Source organism: Syntrophotaleaceae bacterium, from assembly GCA_041390365.1.
Lineage (GTDB): Bacteria > Desulfobacterota > Desulfuromonadia > Desulfuromonadales > Syntrophotaleaceae > JAWKQB01.
The window spans coordinates 335793-353837 of the sequence record JAWKQB010000001.1; the positions used below are offsets into that span (position 1 = coordinate 335793).

Here is an 18045-nt window from a genome sequence, read left to right on the forward strand (position 1 = left end):
CTGACTACCTCTTGCCTGCAACGGCGCCGAAGGTGAAGCTGTAGTCGCCGTTCAGAACGGACCGGGACTGGTCATCGCTTAGGTCGAAATCCATGGTTTCCCGATAGAACCTCTTGACCTCGGCGACCAGATCGACATCGGCAAAGCGCTCGGGATAGGCGGTCTTGGCCAGCCAGAGCGGGTAGAGGACGGCCGCTTCGGCCGTGGGCCGGTCCCAGATGAAGATGCCCACCGGCTGCTTGAAAACCTGCCGATTTTGAATCGCCGTAACGTTCTGCCAGCGCGGGTCGTTGTAAATCTCTTCCGGTGTGCCGGTGTCGATGATCAGAATATCCGGGTTCCAGGCGAGCACCTTTTCCATCGACATCTCCGACAGCCCGGAATGCAGCCCCTCCTGTTTCCCCGTGGTACTGATGGCGGCGGTCGCGTCGAGGCAACCCGCTGTTTCAATCCGTTCATGCATGAAGGTATCGCCGCCCAGGGTCACCAGGTGCTGGGGACCGTAGCCGTTGAAAACTTTTTTCCGTTGGTCCTGGGGGATGTCCGAGGTTCGGGATCTGATGAAGGAGAGGGTTTTGTCCAGGTAGGCGTTGTACTTTTCCCCTCGCTCCTGCTTGCCGAAGATCATCGCATAGAAGCGGATCTCCTCCTTGAGCAGCCGGGTGTCGTGGTTCATGCTGCTTTCGGTGAAGGCGACCGGTATGCCGGTTTTTTTCTGGACGATGGAACCGTCCAGATTGCCGGCGATGACCAGTTGCGGTTCGGCGAGCAGCAGCTCCTCGATATTGATGTGGCCGCTGGTGCTGCGCGGGCCGGGGAGTTCGGTGACCGTGGGGTCGAAGGCGAGCAGCAGCTCGGACCCCTTGAGGGTGTTGGTGACGGCGCAGAGCTGGTCGCGGGCCCCGAGGATATAGGCGATCTGACCGGTGGGACCACCGAACAGGGCGACCCGGGTGAGCGGATCGGGCACCCGGATCTCGTTACCGATCATGTCGGTGAGCAGCCGGGTGTTTTCCGCAGTGGATCGGGGTGCCCGGCGTACCAGGGCCAGCGCGAATACAAAGAAGCTTACAAGAAGGAAAATGATGAGAATGTTTCTGATATTCAGGGTTTTGTTCATGGTTGACTCCTCCAGCTATGTCCCACGGGAGTTTTAATACTTGACGGAACAAATACGCTATGTCAAGAAGTAAATAGCGTACAGGAAGCAGGAACGGAAGGAGTCGCTCATATTGCCAAGAAACTGGAAGAAGTCTTTGAAATGACTTATTTATTTCCGTTAGGATCGATGGGAGCCGGTGGTTTTATGAAGGTTCGTGGTTTTCACTTTTTCCCTTGTCTGATCTGGGTTGCCACCGCTCTGTTTCTGTCCGGCTGCGACCTCGGCCAGAAGGGAAACGCCGGGGAAACCCTGACCGTGGTCGACCAGTCGGGCAGGACCGTTACCGTGCCGAAGAAGATCGAGCGGATTGCCGCCCTTCATCATTTCGGCGGCAAGGTGGTCTTTGCCCTGGGCGCCCAGGATCTGCTGGTGGACCAGGCGCTCTATCATCATGAAAATACCGCCATGGGCCGGGTCAATCCCGCCTTTGCGGCGAAGCCGAGGCTCATAGACGGCCATAACCTCAACAACGAGGAGATGGTGGCGCTGCGGCCGGATATCGCCATCGCCTATACCTCCTTCGATCCTTCCGAGATGGAGCGTCTGGAAAATGCGGGCATTCCGGTCGTCGCCATCCGGGGAGAGACCCTGGACGAGAGCTTCGAGGGGGTTCGCCTGGTGGCCAGGGTGCTGGGACGGGAAGAGCGCGGAGAGGAATACATTGCCGACTGCCGCAAGCTCTGCCGCCTCGTGGAGGAGAGAACCGCCGGGATTCCTGCGCAAGAGCGGGTGAAGGTCCTTTTCAGCGGACCGAAGAACATCTTTTCCGTCGCCACCGGCGACATGCTGCAGGACACGCTGATGACCATGGCCGGCGGCCGCAACGTGGCTTCTTCAATGGCCGGTTTCTGGGCGACCGTGTCTCCGGAGCAGGTTGCCGCCTGGAACCCCGATGTCATTTTTCTCGGTTCGAGCCTCGATACCTACGGCGCCGGGGCGCTGTTCGACAACGGCATGCTGACCACCGTCGGTGCCGTCAGCCATCGCCGGGTGTACGTTTTCCCCTCGAATATCGGCTGGTGGGACTACCCGGCGCCCCATTGCGTTCTCGGTCTGGTCTGGATGGCGAAAACCCTCTATCCCGAGCGGTTCGACGATGTCGACATGCTCGCGGTCGCCGATGATTTCTACCGCAAATACCTTGGCTATTCCTTCACCGCCATGGGCGGGACCTTATGAAAAAAAGCCTCGTCATCCTCTGCCTGTTCACCTTCGGCCTCGCCTTTGTGACCTCGCTGGCCGTCGGGCGTTACCCGATCGGGCTGGCCGACCTGTCGCGCATGGCCGCCTCCCTGCTGCCCGGCATCGGCGCGGAAGGGGTTCCGGCCGAGGTGCGGGCGGTGTTCTGGAACATCCGCGTGCCGCGCATACTGCTCAGCATCGCCGTCGGCAGCGGTCTGTCCATTGCCGGGGTGGTGTTCCAGGCTCTGTTCCGCAATCCCCTGGCCGCACCCGACATCCTGGGGGTGACCGCCGGGTCCGGGTTCGGCGCCGCGCTGGCGATCATGTTTTTTACCCGCTCGCTGTTCGGTGTGCAGGGCCTGGCTTTCCTGTTCGGCGTGCTGGCCGTTTCCATCGCCTATTTCCTCGCCAACAGAAGCTGGGACCGGTCCGCCTCGGTGCTGGTGATCTCGGGAATCGTGGTCTCCGCCGTGTTCCAGGCCTGTGTTTCCATCCTCATGTATCTGGCCGATCCCTACGATCAGTTGGCGAAAATCGTTTTCTGGCTCATGGGCAGTTTTCATGTGGCGTCCTGGGCCAAGGTGCAGGCCACCCTGCCCGTGGTGCTGGCCGGTTCCCTGTTCCTCACCGTCTTCGGCTGGCGCCTCAACGTTATGACCCACAACGAAGAGGAAGCCCTGTCCCTCGGTGTAGACGTGTTCCGCTGGCGCCTGTTCTATCTCGGCATCAGCACGCTGGTCGTCGCCTCGTCGGTGGCCGCGGTGGGCAACATCAGTTGGATCGGCCTCATCGTGCCCCACATCGCCCGCTACCTGGTCGGCACCGAACACCGCCGGCTCGTCCCCACCGCGGCGTTCATCGGCGGCGGTTTTCTCCTGGTCATGGATACCGTCGCCCGCACCGTTTCCGTATCGGAAATACCGATCAGCATTATCACCTCGATCCTGGGAGCCCCTTTCCTCGGCTACCTGGTGATCCATCGCGGCAGAAAGGGAGTTCTGAATGTCGGTACGGGTTGACGGCATGACGGCCGGCTACGGCAACAGCCTGGTGCTCCACGACGTTTCCGTGGCGATGGCTGCCGGACGCATCTGCGCCCTGATCGGGCGCAACGGGTCGGGCAAGACCACCCTGATGCGCTGCATCAACGGCATCCTCAAGCCGGTCCGGGGGACGATCGCGGTCTCCGGCAGGGAGATCCGGACCATGAAGCGGGATGAAATCGCCCGCCTCATCAGTCTGGTTCCCCAGGGAAACTATTCCCCCTTCGAGTTTTCCTGCCTGGAAATCATCCTCATGGGCGGCGCCTCGCGCCTCAAGCCCTGGAGCGCGCCCTGCGCCAGGGAGAAGCGGCGCGCTCTGGGGATCTGCGGCGAGGTGGGGATATCCGATCTGGTTCACCGGCCCTTCAACTGCCTGTCCGGCGGGCAGAAGCAACTCATCATGCTGGCCCGGGCCCTGCACCAGGACGCCCCGGTCATGCTTCTGGACGAGCCCAATTCGCACCTCGATTTTCCCAACCAGCACATGATGATGGGCCTCATGCGCCGATTCGTCCGGGAGCGGGGCGTGACAGCCCTGATCACCCTCCACGATCCCAACCTCGCCCTGCAGTACTGCGACGACGTGGTCATGCTGCGGCAGGGAAGGGTGGTGGCCGCCGGGCCGATGGCCGAGATCCTGGATGACGTCCATCTGCGCGAGGTTCTGGGAGAGGGGATCAGGATGGAGCGGACCCAGTCGGGGAGCCGAGTGGTGGTGCCGGCCATTCTCTGATGGCAACGATTTTTCCAAATCGGCCTTTGCCTTTGCCTTTGCCTTGAAAGATTATGCCACGAAGACGCGACAACTCACCGAAATCTCCCCCCGCCGGTCCCTCGAGCCACCGGACAGCCGCGACGGCCAGTCTGGCGACAGCCGATTTTAGGCCATTTCTTTGGGTACTTTCTTTTTGGCCTTGAAAAGAAAGTACCCCGGCTGCCGGCCGGGACCGGCCAATGATTTCAGGTGTTTGCGGTTGATTTCCATAGGAAAGGCTCAGAACCAAAACCGCCGGCACGAGCTCCGGCAGCCACAGGAGACGATGACCATGCAGTGCAACTATTGTGAATGGCGGTGCGATCTGTCGGACGGAAAGTCGGGCGTGTGCCGCATGTACGAGGCGGCCGGTGGCGTCATCCGGGAGCGGTTCCCGCACCGCTGGTCCAGCTGCATCCCATCGCGCATCGAATCGATCCCTTTCTACCATGTCCGACCCGGCAGCCGGGCGCTGGTGATCGGCACCATGGGGTGCAATTTCAGCTGCCGCTACTGCTCCAACGCTTTCATCGCCAAGGAAGACCCGGCCATCGTCCAGCCGCGGATGCTCCACCTGACTCCTCTCGAAGTGGTCCGCAAGGCCAGGCAGATGGGCTGCGGCAGCATCGTCTTCAACGTGAACGAGCCGGCCATGTCCTTCCCCTCCCTGCTGGAGCTGGCCGAGGAAGCGCGCCGGGAGAAGATCGAACTGGGATGCCTGACCAATGCCTACACCACCGAAGAATCCACCGAACTGCTGACGTCGATCTTTTCCTTCTTCAATATCGGCTTGAAGGGACTGTCGGCATACTTCAATCGGGAGCATATCGGCATCCCGGATGTCGGACCGATCCTGCGCAACATCCGGCGGCTCGCCGCCAGTGCCCATGTGGAGATCACCACGCCGATCATCGAATCGGTCAACGACGGCGAACTGGACGACATGGCCCGCTTCCTGGCCGAGGTGGACCCGCAAATCCCCTGGCACGTGTTCCGCCTGCTTCCCGAGGACGAGATGAAGGAAACCCGTTATCCTCGCATCGAAAAGATTGCCACCGCCCTCGATTCGATCCGCGCCCGGCTGCCGTATGTCTACTTCCATAATTTCGTCGGCTCCGAGTGGGTCAATACAATCTGTCCCGGTTGCGGCGCCCTGGCCGTGGAGCGTTTCAGTCTCGGCTGCGGCGGCGATCAGCTCAAAATGTTCAACTGTGTCGAAGGGCGATGCCCGGACTGCGGGCGGGATATCAGACTGGCGGGCGATGTCGCGCCAGGATGGAAAGCAGGGGAGGTGCGGTCATGAGCAGAGCGATCATCGATGCCCGGGAATGGCAGAAGGTTTTCGATCTGAAGACCGGTTCGACGCTCTCTGAAAAGGGGCCGCTGGACGACATGGTGCGGGGGGTCCAGGACCGGCACCCCTATCCCGGCGACCTGGATGCCGCCGGCAACCGCTGGGTGACCGATACCGCCATCGACCTGATGGAGCGGTACGACCCTTCCTTCGTCTTCCTGACCTATGCCCAGCAGTACTTTTCCGGCCGGTTTACCCCCCAGACCGATACCCAGTGGGCGGCGACGGTCGAGACCGTTTACCGTGAGGTGGAGCGTTTCGTCGCCCTTTCCGGCTTCACTCCGATCATCGTGGGTACGGGGGCGATGACGCCGCTGGTTGCTCAAATCGACCTGACCCATCTCGACGGCCTGGCCCTCTGCACCCACTGGATGGCACGCTACGCCGGCCTCCACAATCCTTCCCGCGCCGACCTGGAGCGGCTTTCCGCCCTGCCGGACATCGAGCGCATCGTCCCCTGGGAGGAGTTCGCCGCCCTGTTCGGGAATGCCTGCCGACTGGATCCGGCGATCCTCCCCGAGTATCTCCTCGTCGCCCGTGAAGGGCATATGTTCCGCACGGTCGGCGGCGCCTTCCGCCAGGTGCGGCGCATTCCCGCCCCGGCATTCCGCATCCCCGTCTCCGCAAGCCTTGAGGGTGTCCGCGACAGCACCGAGGTTCGCCGCGCGGTGGAAAAGCGCCTCCAACAGGACAAGATCGCCCTGATCTTCGTCGAGGGACTGGGCGGCGACGACTTCCCGTGGCCCTGCCGGGAGATAGGCAACGGCCGGGACTGGTTCTTCTATGAAACCGGCGATGCTCAATACCTGACCGTCACCTCGGGCCGCCATCACGTGTTCGAATACCCGCCGGGCTACAAGTATTTCGAAGAGGACGGTCCGGAAAAAAAGTACCCCTTCTCCGGCTATTTTCGCTCGATACCGCAAGACACTCTCGGCGTCTCCTTCGGCGGAAGAAGCATTGCCGTGGGCAACCGGAGCATGTTCATGCACATCGCCTGCGGCGCCGATATTTCCGTAGAATGCTTCGCCCGCAACCTTTACAACCAGGGGACCCTGGCCGTTATTCACCGCGATGACAAGGTGTGATCCAGAGGTGACCTTGAAAGCGAAAGATTCTTGGCTGTTTTCAAATCGACTGGAGGAAAAGGCATGAAACGGTTCATCTGGGGCCGTTTCCTGCCTGGAAAAGGAGAGAATGTAATGAAGACATTGCTGATCCTGATTTTGATGGTTTTTTGCGCGAATGCAGCTGTTTTTGGAGCAGCTGAAAATATCGAGGAAGCCGCCCGCGATTTTGTCCTGTTGCTGCAGAATGAAGAATTCAGCAAAGCGGTGGACCTTTTCGACAACAACATGAAAAAGGCAGTTACGCCCGACGAATTACGAGCCACATGGAAGGGGCGGCAGCAAAAAGTTGGATCCTTTCAGGAGATCACCGGAACAAGAACTGAAAGTCATGGCGCCTACCATACGGTCTTCGTGACCTGTCGATTTGAGAAGCGAAAGCTCGACCTCAAAGTGGTTTACGACCAGGCGCGCAAAATAGCCGGCCTGTTCTTCGTTCGACATCAAATAGTGGAGCATTCGACGCCAGAGTATTTATACAGAAAAGCGTTCAAGGAAACTGAGGTGCAAGTCGGCCCCATGGATCGGCCGCTCCCCGGCACCTTGACAGTGCCCATCGGCGCTGGGCCTTTTCCTGCGGTGGTTCTCGTCCATGGCTCTGGCCCTCATGATAGAGATGAAACCATAGGCCCGAACAAACCGTTCCGCGATCTTGCGTGGGGACTTGCCTCAAAAGGCATTGCCGCTCTCCGCTACGAGAAGAGAACGCGACAATACCCAACAAAGAATTATGACAATATAACAGTCCAGGAAGAAACGGTTGCGGATGCATTGGAAGCAGTGGCCTTGTTGACAAAAGACAAGGCCTTGAAAGCAGACCGAATTTTCGTGCTCGGACACAGTCTTGGCGGCATGCTGATACCACGGATTGGCAAGCAAGAGTCGGCGATCGCGGGTTTTGTAATCATGGCAGGCAACGCAAGACCCTTGGAGGATCTTTTTCTTGACCAGACGCTGTATCAGGCATCACTGGCGCCCGAGCTGACGCCTGAAGCAAAGCTTCATATCGACCAGGTAAAACAACAAGTTGCAGCGATCAAGAATGTCCACGCTACAAATTTTTCCGGAAGCAAGATGCTGGGAGCGCCACCAAGCTATTGGCTTGAGCTTAAAGGCTACAGCCCAACTGAAGTTGCAAAGGCAATGCATCGGCCATTGCTGATCATGCAGGGAGAAAAAGATTGCCAGGTGAGCAGCGAAAAAGATTTCAAGGAATGGCAGCGTACCCTTTCAGGCCGGAAAAATGTTGAGTTCAAACTTTATCCAACTCTTAACCACCTTTTCATGGAAGTGGACGGCAGGAGCACAGGGGCTGATTATCAACAACCCGGGAATGTTGCAGCAATTGTCATAAGCGACATTGCCAACTGGATAAAGGGACTCAAATAGCGGCTGAAACTTAACCTTCTTTCTGGAATTCATTCCAATGACAGGCACATCTTATTGCTGTTGAAAGTTTGAAAGGTGTTTTCCAACAACACCCTTAACTCCAAGATGACAAAAAACCGTCAACCGAAATCCATTTCGACATGCAGGTTTTTGCATGGAAAATCCGAAACTTGCCAGCTGGGCTAATGCACTCGCTTCTTGATTCGCTCTTTTTCCTGTTCGAACTTCTGACTCAATCGTTTTCTCTAAAATTCGTTTGACTTGCTTTGATCCTTTTTCAATTGCAAACAGCTTTTCGGCCAATTGCAGCCTCCTTTAGCGGGTCTTTATTGTTGATCAGTCGTCCCCTGACGCTTGACCCTAGACCCCCTTTAAGGTAAATTGGCGGCGTTTTATTTTAATAAATTTATTGGAGGGGCAGGTGGAAAAGGGATCATTTTTCACTGCTATTTTGGTTGATGAGAAACTCGCGCTTTGCCAGAATGCCCCTTCAAGAATAAACATTTCATATGTTCTCATCTGATCTGTTTTTAAAAAAGGAGGTTCATCATGCATCGTTTCCTTTTGATCGGTCTGTTTTTCCTCTTTCTGGCCGGTTGCGGTTCGGGTTCGGGTTCGAATACGGATCCCCAGACGGAAATGGCCTGGGAAAACCCGGTTCTTTTTTCTGCTCTCCACGAGGGGTTTCAGGGAGCCCGGTTGGTCGTTGATACAAGTGAGCGTGCCATGCTCGCCTGGAGCAAAGACTCGCACATATGGGCCGCAACGTCTGCGGATGGGGATGTCTGGAACACTCCAGAGCAGGTCGATGACGCCACGATGCGGGCCGGCCTGACAGCGCTCTCGATAAATGCTTCGGGCGCTGCCGCGCTGATGTGGCGAGCAGAGGAATCAACCGGAGACTATTTCAAAGCCCGTCTCTACTCGCCGGCGACGGGCTGGGATGCCACCTCTCAGCTCCTCGATGGGCTCACTGTCGACGGTACGGGCGGTGACATAGCGATGAATGATGCCGGTGACGTGATGGGTGTCTTCACCCGCTACTCTGCAAGCGGCCATGTCTGGGCCCGCTCCTATACGGATACTTCGGACTGGAGCCCGGCAGCCATTCGCCTTGACACGCTGCCTGGTTTTTCCAACCATCCGGAGGTCGCTCTGGATGGCGACGGCAATGCCATCGTTGTCTGGGAGCAATGGGACGGATCGCGAAACCAGGCCCTGGCCCGCAGCTACACGGCCATCGGCGTCTGGGATATCTCGCCCACCGAACTCGATGGTGCGGGTGATCCGAGTATCGAGAAAATCCACATCGATCTTGGGACCAACGGCGACGGGCTCGCTCACTGGACCCTGGCCGACAGGACGGCCGTCAAGGTTCGGCGCCTGATCAGCGGAAGCTGGCAGGCTACTGAAACGGTCGCTACGGGGACCAACATCTACACCTCTGATGCCATGATCGCACCCGATGGACGCATCGTCCAGACCTGGGCGGACGGCCAGAACGTATACGCCAAAACCTGGGTTGGCGGCGTTTGGGAAGCCGACTCGACCTTGGTGAGCGATGATGGCGAGGCCCTGAACCTGCGCTCGCAGGTCATGGCAATGGACCGGACCAACGGTCGCGTCGTCGTCATGTGGACCCGTCTGGCCCTTGCTGATGCGGACGGATCGGCGGTCTGGGCGCGCCGTTACGATCCCGTCGACGGCTGGTCCCCGGTCGAGCAGGTGCTTCCCTGGACCCCCGGTATTCTCTTTGATGTGGACGACGCGGTTCTGTTCGACGACGGTCGCATTCTCGCTGTTCTCGCCGGTGAGGATGCTTCCGTCTATGAATACAGCACCTACCTGATTCATTACCGCTAAAATTGTTAATGAATCGGTCTGGACTGGCTCAGTCGTCAAAAGATCCAGGAGAACTTGGGAGTGCGAGAGTTAGGGAAAAGAGTGGTGGCAAGGCGTGATTGAAGCTGTAGTTTTTGATTTTGACGGAACATTGGTCAACTATGTTGACTCTGATATAAAAAGTCTAAAACATCTGCATTCTGTTATGGAAGCAAAAGTTCCTTTCAAAGAATTTTTGCAAACCGCCGTTGATGAAATAATGGAATTCCACAGGCTTGTTGAGGAGAGATTTATAGATCCTCTTTTAATGCACAAATTTCGGCTTGAAAAAACGTTCAAGGCACACGGGATTCAATGGGATGATTCAGCTTTGGCAATCTACAAAGATGAGATTGTTCGCACATGCATACCATTTGATGGTGTAGCTGACATATTGTCCCGACTCAGAGAGAGTTTCAAGTTGGGATTAATAACAAACGCTTACGACGGTTTGGAACAGAGAAGGCGGATTGAGGCTTCTGGTTTACAAAACTACTTCGACGAGATACTGATTTCTGGGGATGTCGGAGTATATAAACCTGATCCGAACATCTTTCATATTCTGCTAAACAGAATTGGCGTAGTGCCTGAAAAAGCACTATATATTGGTGACTCAATTAAGCACGATGTGGCTGGGGCGAATGCAGCTGGTATGAAGTCCGTGCTGTTTTGTAAGAGCTCGAAAAGATGGAGCAGTGAAGCACATTTTCATGCGCATGGGGTTGAAGGTCTAGAAGCATTTGCTACTGAACTCTGTGAGTTAGCGCGAACAGGATCATAACAAAGCCATCCAACCGATATTGTCCTTTTATCGATATCAAGGGGCGTGAAAATGAAGAAGATTGGCATCATTATATGCAATCGATATTACACGTGTGCTGGCGGGAAATGTCTGCGAGCCATGCGCCATCGTGAAGGGGCTTTTTCCCTTTACCAGGGAGAGGAGGTTGAGCTTGTAGGATTTACGACCTGCGGTGGGTGTCCTGGTGGAAATGTCGAATACGCTCCCGCAGAGATGAAGAAGAATGGCGCAGATGTCATCCATTTAGCCACCGGTTTGGTGGTCGGTTATCCGCCTTGTCCACGAGTGGAGATTTTTGTTGATTATATTTCCGTTAAGTTTGGATTGGATGTAGTTATTGGCACGCATCCAATCCCGCAAAATTATTTCTTGACCCACGAAAGACTCGGCACTTGGGAGTCCGATATCTGGCAAGATCGAATTAAGTATGTTTTTCCAGAATTGAAAATGCGATTGGCATATGATTAAGTCCACTATCATTGCTTACCGACCTGAAATTTTCAGGGCCAAGGGCTAAGATCATCATAAATTGTCACTGCATTATGTCCCAGTCCTCTTCGCTCCAGGTCGGCATTTTCACGCCGGTGCAGTCAAATGCGTATCCAGTGACCCTCCCCCTAATCCCGTTTGTTTCGTTTTTCCATACGATATGGGTTGCACCCGCTTCCCTTGCTTTTAAAGCTGTTTGGTATCTGAAATCCGCTAAAACCGGCGGGGGGCCCCAGAAGCTGTAACCGGAAGGGCCGGGATATTTCCCTACAGGACGACACTCCCTTACGCTGATCATGTCCGATTCGGTGAGCGGGAAAGATTCGGCCCAGAGTGCAGAGGCGCCGGCGAACATTGTGAAAATAACAAGCAGTTGCATGAAAAACTTCATAGATCCTCCCATTATCTGGTTGCCGTAGCCTGCATGGTCACGCGACTTAATGCCTTTCCTTCAAGGTTGCCGCTCATGCATGACATTTACTTTCCATTATCCTTCATCGATCCGGGAGGTTCAATAGAAAGGGTGATTGGATAATGGCGCGCCGAAATTCGAACGGGTGTCAACATAGATAGGTGAGGGGACGCGAAGGACTTCCGGATGGCGGAGTTAGTCCAAACTGAGAAGGGGGGTCAGAAAGGAAGCGTGAGATCGAAAGAAATGTGCAGGTCGTCGGCTTCTGTTTCGAGGGCGGCGGAGGACGGATCCATCAGGGCGGAAGTCGGATCGGCAAGGCGATAGCCCACGTTGAGGCTGGCGTTGTCGCCGAGCAGACAGCCAATCCCCAATTCAAGGCGAAGGTTATCCTTCTCCGAATCGCGGTAGACCGAAGGAGACCCTTCTTCCTCGGGCTCCATCTTTCGGGTAATACCGAGGTAGGGGGTGAATGGGCTTTCGGTCACGAGGTGGATGGCGGCCAAATCGCCGTCGGCTCTCAGATTAAAAGGGGAGTCGTTTGGAGGAGTCGTCGTGCGAGCACAGTCGTCAAGGAGGGAGGGGGGGAGCGACTTGCCCGCTGGAACCTGTGTGCTTGCGGCAAACGCGGTGGATGCAAAAAGGGCGATTCCTGCTGCTATTAAAAAGATTTTGCCCATTCCAGCCTCCCGAGGTTGCGTGCAGGCAGCAATTCATGCTAACCGAAGTCCTTGTTGAATTGCAAGGGCCTAAATCTATTGGTATTATTCACTCTACGTTTCTCTATCGATTCCACTGAATATCGCTGAGCACTTGAAATGATCAAGCAGTTCAGTTTTTTATCGAAGGAAATTCAAATGGAATACAATCCGAGACTCAAGGCGGCAGTCATTCAAGTTGTTGAAAACCAAATCAGATCGGATGATCCGCCGGAAACGAGACAGACTATGGATCGTCTGATTTCGGAAGGGTTTAGCAAAAAGGAAGCGAAAGAACTGATAGGTACTGTTGTCGTTGCCGAAGTATGGGATGTTTTAAAGGAAGGGAAACCCTTCAACCTAAAAAGATTTATCAAGGCTCTCGATAATCTTCCCGAATTGCCTTACAGTCAAGAATAATCAGAAATCTTGCAGGGGAAAACAAGCCGGCGGTGGGCTTTTATGTCAAGCGACAAACGCGCCCGGTAGGATTCGAACCCACAACCCCCAGATCCGAAGTCTGGTGCTCTATCCAGTTGAGCTACGGGCGCACAGGAATGGCGGAATTTTATCAGAAGATTCAGCTTGAAGCAAAATATTGATGGCAGAGGAGAAGACGTTGACACATGGTATAATATAATCCGTTGCACGGTTGGTTAATTTGCTGCTTATTTCGGGAGGGACCAAAGATGTATGCCATCGAAGATATTCGCAGAAATACGATCGCCATGGTTCTGGCGGGCGGCAAAGGGGAACGGCTCAGTCCCCTGACCCTGCATAAGGCGAAACCGGATCTCCCTTTCGGAGGCAAATACAAGATCATCGATTTCGCCCTGAGCAACCTCTTCAATTCCGGTTTTAAAAAGGTATACATTCTTACCCAGTACAAGGCCTTCTCGCTGAATCAGCATATCTGGAACTCCTGGGGAAAATGGACCGGGCTCGATGAATTTTTTGTGGCCATCTCCCCCGAAACCAGCAGCGACAGCGAAGAGTGGTTCCGGGGGACGGCAGATGCCATCCGGCAGTACCTTCGGTTCATAGAATCCGCCGACGTGGATTACGTCGCCGTTTTCGGTGGTGATCATATCTACAAAATGGACGTAGGACAGATGATCGCCTCCCATCGCATGAACAGGGCCGACATCACCATCGCCTCCCTCGAGGTGCCGGTGGAGGAGGCCAGGCGCTTCGGGGTCTTTTCCGTCAACGACGATTTCTGGGTGACGGCTTTTACGGAAAAGCCGAGTCGACCGGAAACGATTCCGGGGCGGGATACCTGTTTTGCGTCGATGGGCAATTACATCTTTTCCACACAAAAGCTCATTGAAATCCTGAAAGAGGGGACCAAGCGGCATTCCGACCTCGATTTTGGCAAACACGTCATTCCGATGATGTTGGAGCGGGGCGACAAAATTTTCGCCTATAATTTCAACGACAATCAGGTTCCCGGCATGAGATCCGAGGAGCGGGGCTACTGGCGGGATGTGGGGACCATCGATTCCTATTACGAAGCCAACATGGACCTGGTCCGCGTCTCCCCGCAACTGAATCTCTATAACTACAAGTGGCCCATTCTGACCGACCAGGGGAATTTTCCTCCGGCGAAAACCATATTCGACGACGAGGACCGCCGCGGTATGAATATCGACTCGTACGTCTGCGGCGGCTGCATTACCAGCGGAGGCATCGTAAAACGATCGATAGTCGGTCCACTATGCAAAATAAACAGTTACAGCGTGGTAGAAGACTCGATTCTCTTCAACAATGTCACCATTGGCCGTCATGCCAAAATCAGGCGGGCGATCATCGAGGATAGCGTAGCCATCCCCGACGGGGAGGAGGTAGGTTACAACCTTGAGGAGGACAGGCAAAAAGGCTATACGGTCACCGAATCGGGCATCGTTGTGGTGCCGAAAAAGAAGAAAGGTTGTCAGGGGTAACCAGGAAGCTCCGGTAGTTCCCGTGCGGTTCGTTGTGCAGGCCCAGCTGTGTGCTGGGCCAAATTGGCGCACGGAAGGCAGGGCAAAAAAGGGCCAGAATCAGAAGACAGGACAAGCCGCAGGGGTACTAGCTTCGCCGGGAACTGCCGAGGATGCCGCCGAGGACACCCCTCAGGATGCGCCGGCCGAGCTGGCTGCCGAGGGTCCGGGCGGCCTGCTTGGCCATGGTCTCCACCAGGCCCTGGCGGCGCTTGTTGCCCCATAGCAGTTCCCCGATTTTGTTTCCCTCCTCCGCCGGTTTCTCCGGCTGCTCGACGGTTTTTCGTTCCAGGGTTTTCCGCTCAAGAATTTCGTATGCCGATTCCCGATTGACCGGTGTGTCGTATTTGCCTCCAATGGGGCTGCGGGCCATGACAGCCTTCCGTTCTTCCGGGGTCAGGCCGCCGATGCGGCAGCGGGGCGGGCAGATCAGGGTCCGCTCCACCGGCAGCGGCACCCCTTTTTCCTGCAGTGTGGAGACCAGTGCTTCGCCGACGCCGAGCTGGGAGATGACTTCAGCGACGTCGAAGGCCGGATTGGGGGGGAAGGTTTCGGCAGCAGAGCGCACCGCCTTCTGATCCCGGGGCGTGTAGGCCCGCAAGGCGTGCTGGATGCGGTTGCCGAGCTGGCCGAGGACTTCCCCCGGAAGATCGTCCGGGTACTGGGAGCAGAAGTAGATGCCCACCCCCTTGGAGCGGATCAGACGGACCACCTGCTCCACCCTTTGCAGAAGTGCCGGAGGCGCGTCGTCGAACAGCAGGTGCGCCTCGTCGAAGAAGAACACCAGCTTCGGCCGGTCGAGATCGCCGACCTCGGGTAAGTCCTCGAACAGTTCCGACAACAGCCAGAGCAGAAAGCTGGCGTAAAGGCGGGGTTTGAGAATCAGCCGGTCAGCGGCGAAGATGTTGATGATGCCGCGCCCGCTCAGATCGGTCCGCATCAGATCGGGGATCTCCAGAGCCGGTTCGCCGAGAAAGGATTTGCCGCCGTCCCGTTCCAGGGGCAACAGGGCTCGCTGAATGGCGGCCAGCGACTGGGCGCTGACAAGGCCGTAGCGGGCCGAGATCTCCTTGCGATTGTCGGCGACAAAGTTGAGCAACGCCCGCAGGTCCTCGATGTCGAGGAGCAGAAGTCCCTGGTCGTCGGCAAGCTGGAAGACGATCTCCAGGATTCCGGACTGGGTGTCGTTGAGTTCCAGGATGCGGCCGAGCAGCTTGGGGCCGATTTCGCTGATGGTGGTGCGGACCGGATGGCCCGCCTCGCCGAAAATGTCCCAGAAGACGACCGGGCTGGCTTCGGGGGAAAAGCCTTCGAGGCCGGTTTCGGTCAGCCGTTGACGGATACGGTCGCTAAGGGTGCCGGCCTGGGCCAAACCGGAAACATCCCCCTTGACGTCGGCCATGAAAACGGGGACCCCAATTCGTGAAAAGGATTCGGCCAGAACCATCAGGGTGACGGTCTTGCCGGTTCCGGTGGCTCCGGCGATAAGGCCGTGACGGTTGCCATAGGGGGCAAGCAGATGAACGGGGCGGGACCCTCTGCCGATCAGAACCTGTTCCACGTAAACCTCCTGGCAGTCGGCCGCAAGGGTCCTTTAAAAATCTTGCATCAGGAAACCTGCGGTCATCTAATGTCATTCATTTTCAGTATCGGGTGGTGGAAAATTGCCGTGTCTGCGGGCTGCAGACATAACCATGTTTATTAAACCAATCCACCGCTTTGCTCAAGGCCATTTTTATCGATCCTTGGGGAAGTCCGAGCTCGCCTCTGGCCCTTGAGGAATCGAAAAACATTTTTTTGCCCGCCATCCTGACCCCGGCAAGGGGAATCAAAGGCTCCTTGCCGGTCAGATGGGAGAGCATCTCATTGACGTGGGCGGCCAGCAGGACGGGCGCATAGGGCAACTGGATCCGGGGGGCGGGCAGGCCGGTGATTTCTTCCAGGCACTCGAAGATTGCGCGCAGGCTCATGTTTTTGTTGCCGAGTATGTATTTCTGGCCGATCCGCCCCCGCCGGGCTGCCAGCAGGTGACCCCGGGCACAATCCTCCACATCGATGAGATTCAGGCCGGTCTCGATATAGGCGGGCATTTTACGATTGAGAAAATCGACGATCATTTTTCCCGTGGGGGTAGGTTTGATGTCGAGTTGACCAACCGGGGTGGACGGGTTGACGATCACCAGTGGCAGGCCGTGCTGCAGAAAGCTTTCCGCCTCCCGTTCGGCGAGATACTTGCTTTTTTTGTAATGACCGACCATGTCGGAGAATGTGACCGGAGTTTCTTCCGTACCGGGGATGCCGTCGCCCGAGTTGCCGAGAGTTCCCACACTGCTGGTATAGACGACCCGGGTCACATCCTTTTTCAATGCAGTTTCCAGCAGGGCCCGCGTCCCGCCAACATTGGTTGCGTACATCTCCCCCGGATTCCTGGTCCAAAGGCGGTAATCGGCTGCGGCATGGAACAGGGTATCGCAACCTGTCAACCCTCTTTCCAGCGACGGCTTGTCCAGCAGATCGCCCTCGAAAACCTCGACATCCAGTCCCACAATATTATTTCGGTTCGATCCGGCACGGACAAGGATCCTTACCCGACACCCCTCCTGCAGCAGTTCCCTGACAAGACTTGCACCGATAAAACCGGTGGCTCCGGTGACGAAGACTTTTTTCATAGACCCTCTCGAAGAAGAGGTTGAGGAATGAGATTTTCCGGGGTTAATTATTAATAAAGCATAGTTTACCGAAAATACTGCAAAATGTACCCTTTCCGGGGAAAATTGAGGAATCCAGGGTGAAAAAGAGTGCTATGCTTTAATAAAAAATTTGATGAAGGGAAATGGTTCCATGGCATCTTGTGTTTTCATCGATCTCAGCGGCACCCTTCATGTTGGCCGCCAGCCCTTGCCCGGCGCAATCGAGGCGGTGGACCGGCTGCGCCGGAAGGGATACCGGGTCCGGTTTGTCAGCAACACCTCGTCAAAAAGCCGTCGACAGCTGCAGGCCGCTCTGATGGAGATCGGGTTCGATATCTCCATGGAGGAGCTGTTCACGGCTCCGCTGGTCGTGCATCGCTATCTGCAGCAGCAGAAATTGCGTCCCTTTTTGCTGGTCCATCAGGATTTGATCGAAGAGTTTACCGATCTGCCCCAGGATAATCCAAATGCCGTCGTGGTCGGCTGTGCCCTTAACCATTTCACCTATGACAATCTGAACCGGGCCTTTTTGCTGCTCAAGGAAGGGGCACCGCTCATAGCCACCGGCCGCACGGCCTGCTTTCAGGGGCCCAACGGCCTGCTGCTGGATTCTGGTCCCTTTGTTGCGGCTCTGGAATTTGCCGCCGATACCGAAGCCCTGGTGCTCGGAAAACCCTCCCCCGGGTTTTTTGCTGCTGCCCGCGATGAGTTCCTGTGCCCGGCCTCCCGGGTTACCATGATCGGCGATGACGCAGCCTCCGATGTAGGCGGAGCACTGGCTGCAGGCATGCGCGGCATACTGGTGCAGACGGGCAAGTATCGTCCCGGAGATGAAGAAAAGATCGGCCGGCCTGGAGCCTGGGTGGTGCCAGACATGATGGTGGCGGTGGACAGAATTTTTGAACTCGAAGAAACGGGTACCTGAAAAGGGAGGAATCCCGGCAGAGGGGGGAGCAGGCGAATATTGTTAAATTTCGGGGATGCGGTATAAATAATAAGTGATGGTGTGGCTTACCCATCGAAAGCATCAACAGGTGGATCGAAAAAATCCTTTGACACATTGACGAGCAGTTCGGCGAT

At 56.3% G+C, this 18045-nt stretch carries 18 protein-coding genes and 1 tRNA gene; 12 read left to right on the forward strand and 7 right to left on the reverse strand.

Annotation, left to right across the window (positions count from 1 at the left end; genetic code table 11):
* Positions 1-4: 4 nt before the first annotated feature.
* Complete coding sequence (locus R2940_01630; protein MEZ4598470.1) at positions 5-1120, reverse strand: ABC transporter substrate-binding protein; 1116 nt, start codon at positions 1118-1120, stop codon at positions 5-7.
* Between the two features lie 186 nt (positions 1121-1306).
* On the opposite strand from R2940_01630, the gene R2940_01635 reads away from it, so the two are divergent.
* From R2940_01635 to R2940_01660, 6 genes are all read left to right on the forward strand, one after another.
* Positions 1307-2341 carry an ABC transporter substrate-binding protein gene (locus R2940_01635; GenBank protein ID MEZ4598471.1) on the forward strand — a complete coding sequence of 345 codons (1035 nt, stop codon included), beginning with the start codon at positions 1307-1309 and terminating at the stop codon, positions 2339-2341.
* Positions 2338-3363 (forward strand): iron ABC transporter permease, encoded by a 1026-nt coding sequence (locus R2940_01640; GenBank protein MEZ4598472.1) that lies wholly within the window; start codon positions 2338-2340, stop codon positions 3361-3363. Before R2940_01635 ends, R2940_01640 begins: the two co-directional genes overlap by 4 nt.
* A complete protein-coding gene (locus R2940_01645; protein ID MEZ4598473.1) occupies positions 3347-4120 on the forward strand; it encodes an ABC transporter ATP-binding protein in 774 nt (257 codons plus the stop codon). Before R2940_01640 ends, R2940_01645 begins: the two co-directional genes overlap by 17 nt.
* A gap of 313 nt (positions 4121-4433) precedes the next feature.
* Positions 4434-5444, forward strand: a complete 1011-nt coding sequence (locus R2940_01650; GenBank protein ID MEZ4598474.1) for a radical SAM protein — start codon at positions 4434-4436, stop codon at positions 5442-5444.
* Entirely contained in the window at positions 5441-6583 is a 1143-nt protein-coding gene (locus R2940_01655) for a hypothetical protein (protein MEZ4598475.1), read from the forward strand. Before R2940_01650 ends, R2940_01655 begins: the two co-directional genes overlap by 4 nt.
* Before the next feature lie 63 nt (positions 6584-6646).
* Positions 6647-8011: an alpha/beta fold hydrolase gene (locus R2940_01660; GenBank protein MEZ4598476.1), complete on the forward strand. Its 1365-nt coding sequence runs from the start codon at positions 6647-6649 to the stop codon at positions 8009-8011.
* Between the two features lie 51 nt (positions 8012-8062).
* On the opposite strand, the gene R2940_01665 is transcribed toward R2940_01660, so the two are convergent.
* Complete coding sequence (locus R2940_01665; GenBank protein MEZ4598477.1) at positions 8063-8314, reverse strand: hypothetical protein; 252 nt, start codon at positions 8312-8314, stop codon at positions 8063-8065.
* Between the two features lie 246 nt (positions 8315-8560).
* Here R2940_01665 and R2940_01670 point away from each other — a divergent pair, with 246 nt between their 5' ends.
* The 3 genes from R2940_01670 (at position 8561) to R2940_01680 (ending at position 11162) form a co-directional block, all read left to right on the forward strand.
* Complete coding sequence (locus tag R2940_01670; protein MEZ4598478.1) at positions 8561-9874, forward strand: hypothetical protein; 1314 nt, start codon at positions 8561-8563, stop codon at positions 9872-9874.
* Between the two features lie 94 nt (positions 9875-9968).
* Positions 9969-10673, forward strand: a complete 705-nt coding sequence (locus tag R2940_01675) for an HAD family hydrolase (GenBank protein ID MEZ4598479.1) — start codon at positions 9969-9971, stop codon at positions 10671-10673.
* 51 nt (positions 10674-10724) lie between these two features.
* Entirely contained in the window at positions 10725-11162 is a 438-nt protein-coding gene (locus R2940_01680; GenBank protein MEZ4598480.1) for a CGGC domain-containing protein, read from the forward strand.
* Positions 11163-11226: 64 nt separating this feature from the next.
* Here R2940_01680 and R2940_01685 read toward each other — a convergent pair whose 3' ends face one another.
* Entirely contained in the window at positions 11227-11574 is a 348-nt protein-coding gene (locus tag R2940_01685) for a hypothetical protein (protein MEZ4598481.1), read from the reverse strand.
* 239 nt (positions 11575-11813) lie between these two features.
* A complete protein-coding gene (locus R2940_01690) occupies positions 11814-12275 on the reverse strand; it encodes a hypothetical protein (GenBank protein ID MEZ4598482.1) in 462 nt (153 codons plus the stop codon).
* A gap of 177 nt (positions 12276-12452) precedes the next feature.
* On the opposite strand from R2940_01690, the gene R2940_01695 reads away from it, so the two are divergent.
* Positions 12453-12713 carry a hypothetical protein gene (locus R2940_01695; GenBank protein ID MEZ4598483.1) on the forward strand — a complete coding sequence of 87 codons (261 nt, stop codon included), beginning with the start codon at positions 12453-12455 and terminating at the stop codon, positions 12711-12713.
* Positions 12714-12770: 57 nt separating this feature from the next.
* Here the strand turns inward: R2940_01695 and R2940_01700 are convergent.
* Positions 12771-12844, reverse strand: a tRNA-Arg gene (locus R2940_01700).
* 138 nt (positions 12845-12982) lie between these two features.
* Between R2940_01700 and glgC the strand changes: the two genes are divergently transcribed.
* The gene (glgC, locus tag R2940_01705; protein MEZ4598484.1) at positions 12983-14236 is read left to right on the forward strand and encodes a glucose-1-phosphate adenylyltransferase; all 1254 of its coding nucleotides are present in this window, start codon (positions 12983-12985) and stop codon (positions 14234-14236) included.
* A 127-nt stretch (positions 14237-14363) separates the two neighbouring features.
* On the opposite strand, the gene R2940_01710 is transcribed toward glgC, so the two are convergent.
* Both R2940_01710 and R2940_01715 read right to left on the reverse strand, forming a co-directional pair.
* Positions 14364-15836: a helicase HerA-like domain-containing protein gene (locus R2940_01710; protein ID MEZ4598485.1), complete on the reverse strand. Its 1473-nt coding sequence runs from the start codon at positions 15834-15836 to the stop codon at positions 14364-14366.
* A gap of 82 nt (positions 15837-15918) precedes the next feature.
* A complete protein-coding gene (locus R2940_01715; protein ID MEZ4598486.1) occupies positions 15919-16944 on the reverse strand; it encodes an NAD-dependent epimerase/dehydratase family protein in 1026 nt (341 codons plus the stop codon).
* A 172-nt stretch (positions 16945-17116) separates the two neighbouring features.
* Here R2940_01715 and R2940_01720 point away from each other — a divergent pair, with 172 nt between their 5' ends.
* Positions 17117-17890: a TIGR01458 family HAD-type hydrolase gene (locus tag R2940_01720; GenBank protein ID MEZ4598487.1), complete on the forward strand. Its 774-nt coding sequence runs from the start codon at positions 17117-17119 to the stop codon at positions 17888-17890.
* Positions 17891-18045: the final 155 nt, after the last annotated feature.

Excerpts from the sequence above, each read along its gene's own strand:
- R2940_01630 (MEZ4598470.1), bottom strand. The coding sequence starts at position 1,120 with ATGAACAAAACCCTGAATATCAGAAACATTCTCATCATTTTCCTTCTT.
- R2940_01635 (MEZ4598471.1), top strand. The coding sequence starts at position 1,307 with ATGAAGGTTCGTGGTTTTCACTTTTTCCCTTGTCTGATCTGGGTTGCC.
- R2940_01640 (MEZ4598472.1), top strand. The coding sequence starts at position 2,338 with ATGAAAAAAAGCCTCGTCATCCTCTGCCTGTTCACCTTCGGCCTCGCC.
- R2940_01645 (MEZ4598473.1), top strand. The coding sequence starts at position 3,347 with ATGTCGGTACGGGTTGACGGCATGACGGCCGGCTACGGCAACAGCCTG.
- R2940_01650 (MEZ4598474.1), top strand. The coding sequence starts at position 4,434 with ATGCAGTGCAACTATTGTGAATGGCGGTGCGATCTGTCGGACGGAAAG.
- R2940_01655 (MEZ4598475.1), top strand. The coding sequence starts at position 5,441 with ATGAGCAGAGCGATCATCGATGCCCGGGAATGGCAGAAGGTTTTCGAT.
- R2940_01660 (MEZ4598476.1), top strand. The coding sequence starts at position 6,647 with ATGAAACGGTTCATCTGGGGCCGTTTCCTGCCTGGAAAAGGAGAGAAT.
- R2940_01670 (MEZ4598478.1), top strand. The coding sequence starts at position 8,561 with ATGCATCGTTTCCTTTTGATCGGTCTGTTTTTCCTCTTTCTGGCCGGT.
- R2940_01680 (MEZ4598480.1), top strand. The coding sequence starts at position 10,725 with ATGAAGAAGATTGGCATCATTATATGCAATCGATATTACACGTGTGCT.
- R2940_01685 (MEZ4598481.1), bottom strand. The coding sequence starts at position 11,574 with ATGAAGTTTTTCATGCAACTGCTTGTTATTTTCACAATGTTCGCCGGC.
- R2940_01690 (MEZ4598482.1), bottom strand. The coding sequence starts at position 12,275 with ATGGGCAAAATCTTTTTAATAGCAGCAGGAATCGCCCTTTTTGCATCC.
- R2940_01695 (MEZ4598483.1), top strand. The coding sequence starts at position 12,453 with ATGGAATACAATCCGAGACTCAAGGCGGCAGTCATTCAAGTTGTTGAA.
- glgC (MEZ4598484.1), top strand. The coding sequence starts at position 12,983 with ATGTATGCCATCGAAGATATTCGCAGAAATACGATCGCCATGGTTCTG.
- R2940_01715 (MEZ4598486.1), bottom strand. The coding sequence starts at position 16,944 with ATGAAAAAAGTCTTCGTCACCGGAGCCACCGGTTTTATCGGTGCAAGT.
- R2940_01720 (MEZ4598487.1), top strand. The coding sequence starts at position 17,117 with ATGGCATCTTGTGTTTTCATCGATCTCAGCGGCACCCTTCATGTTGGC.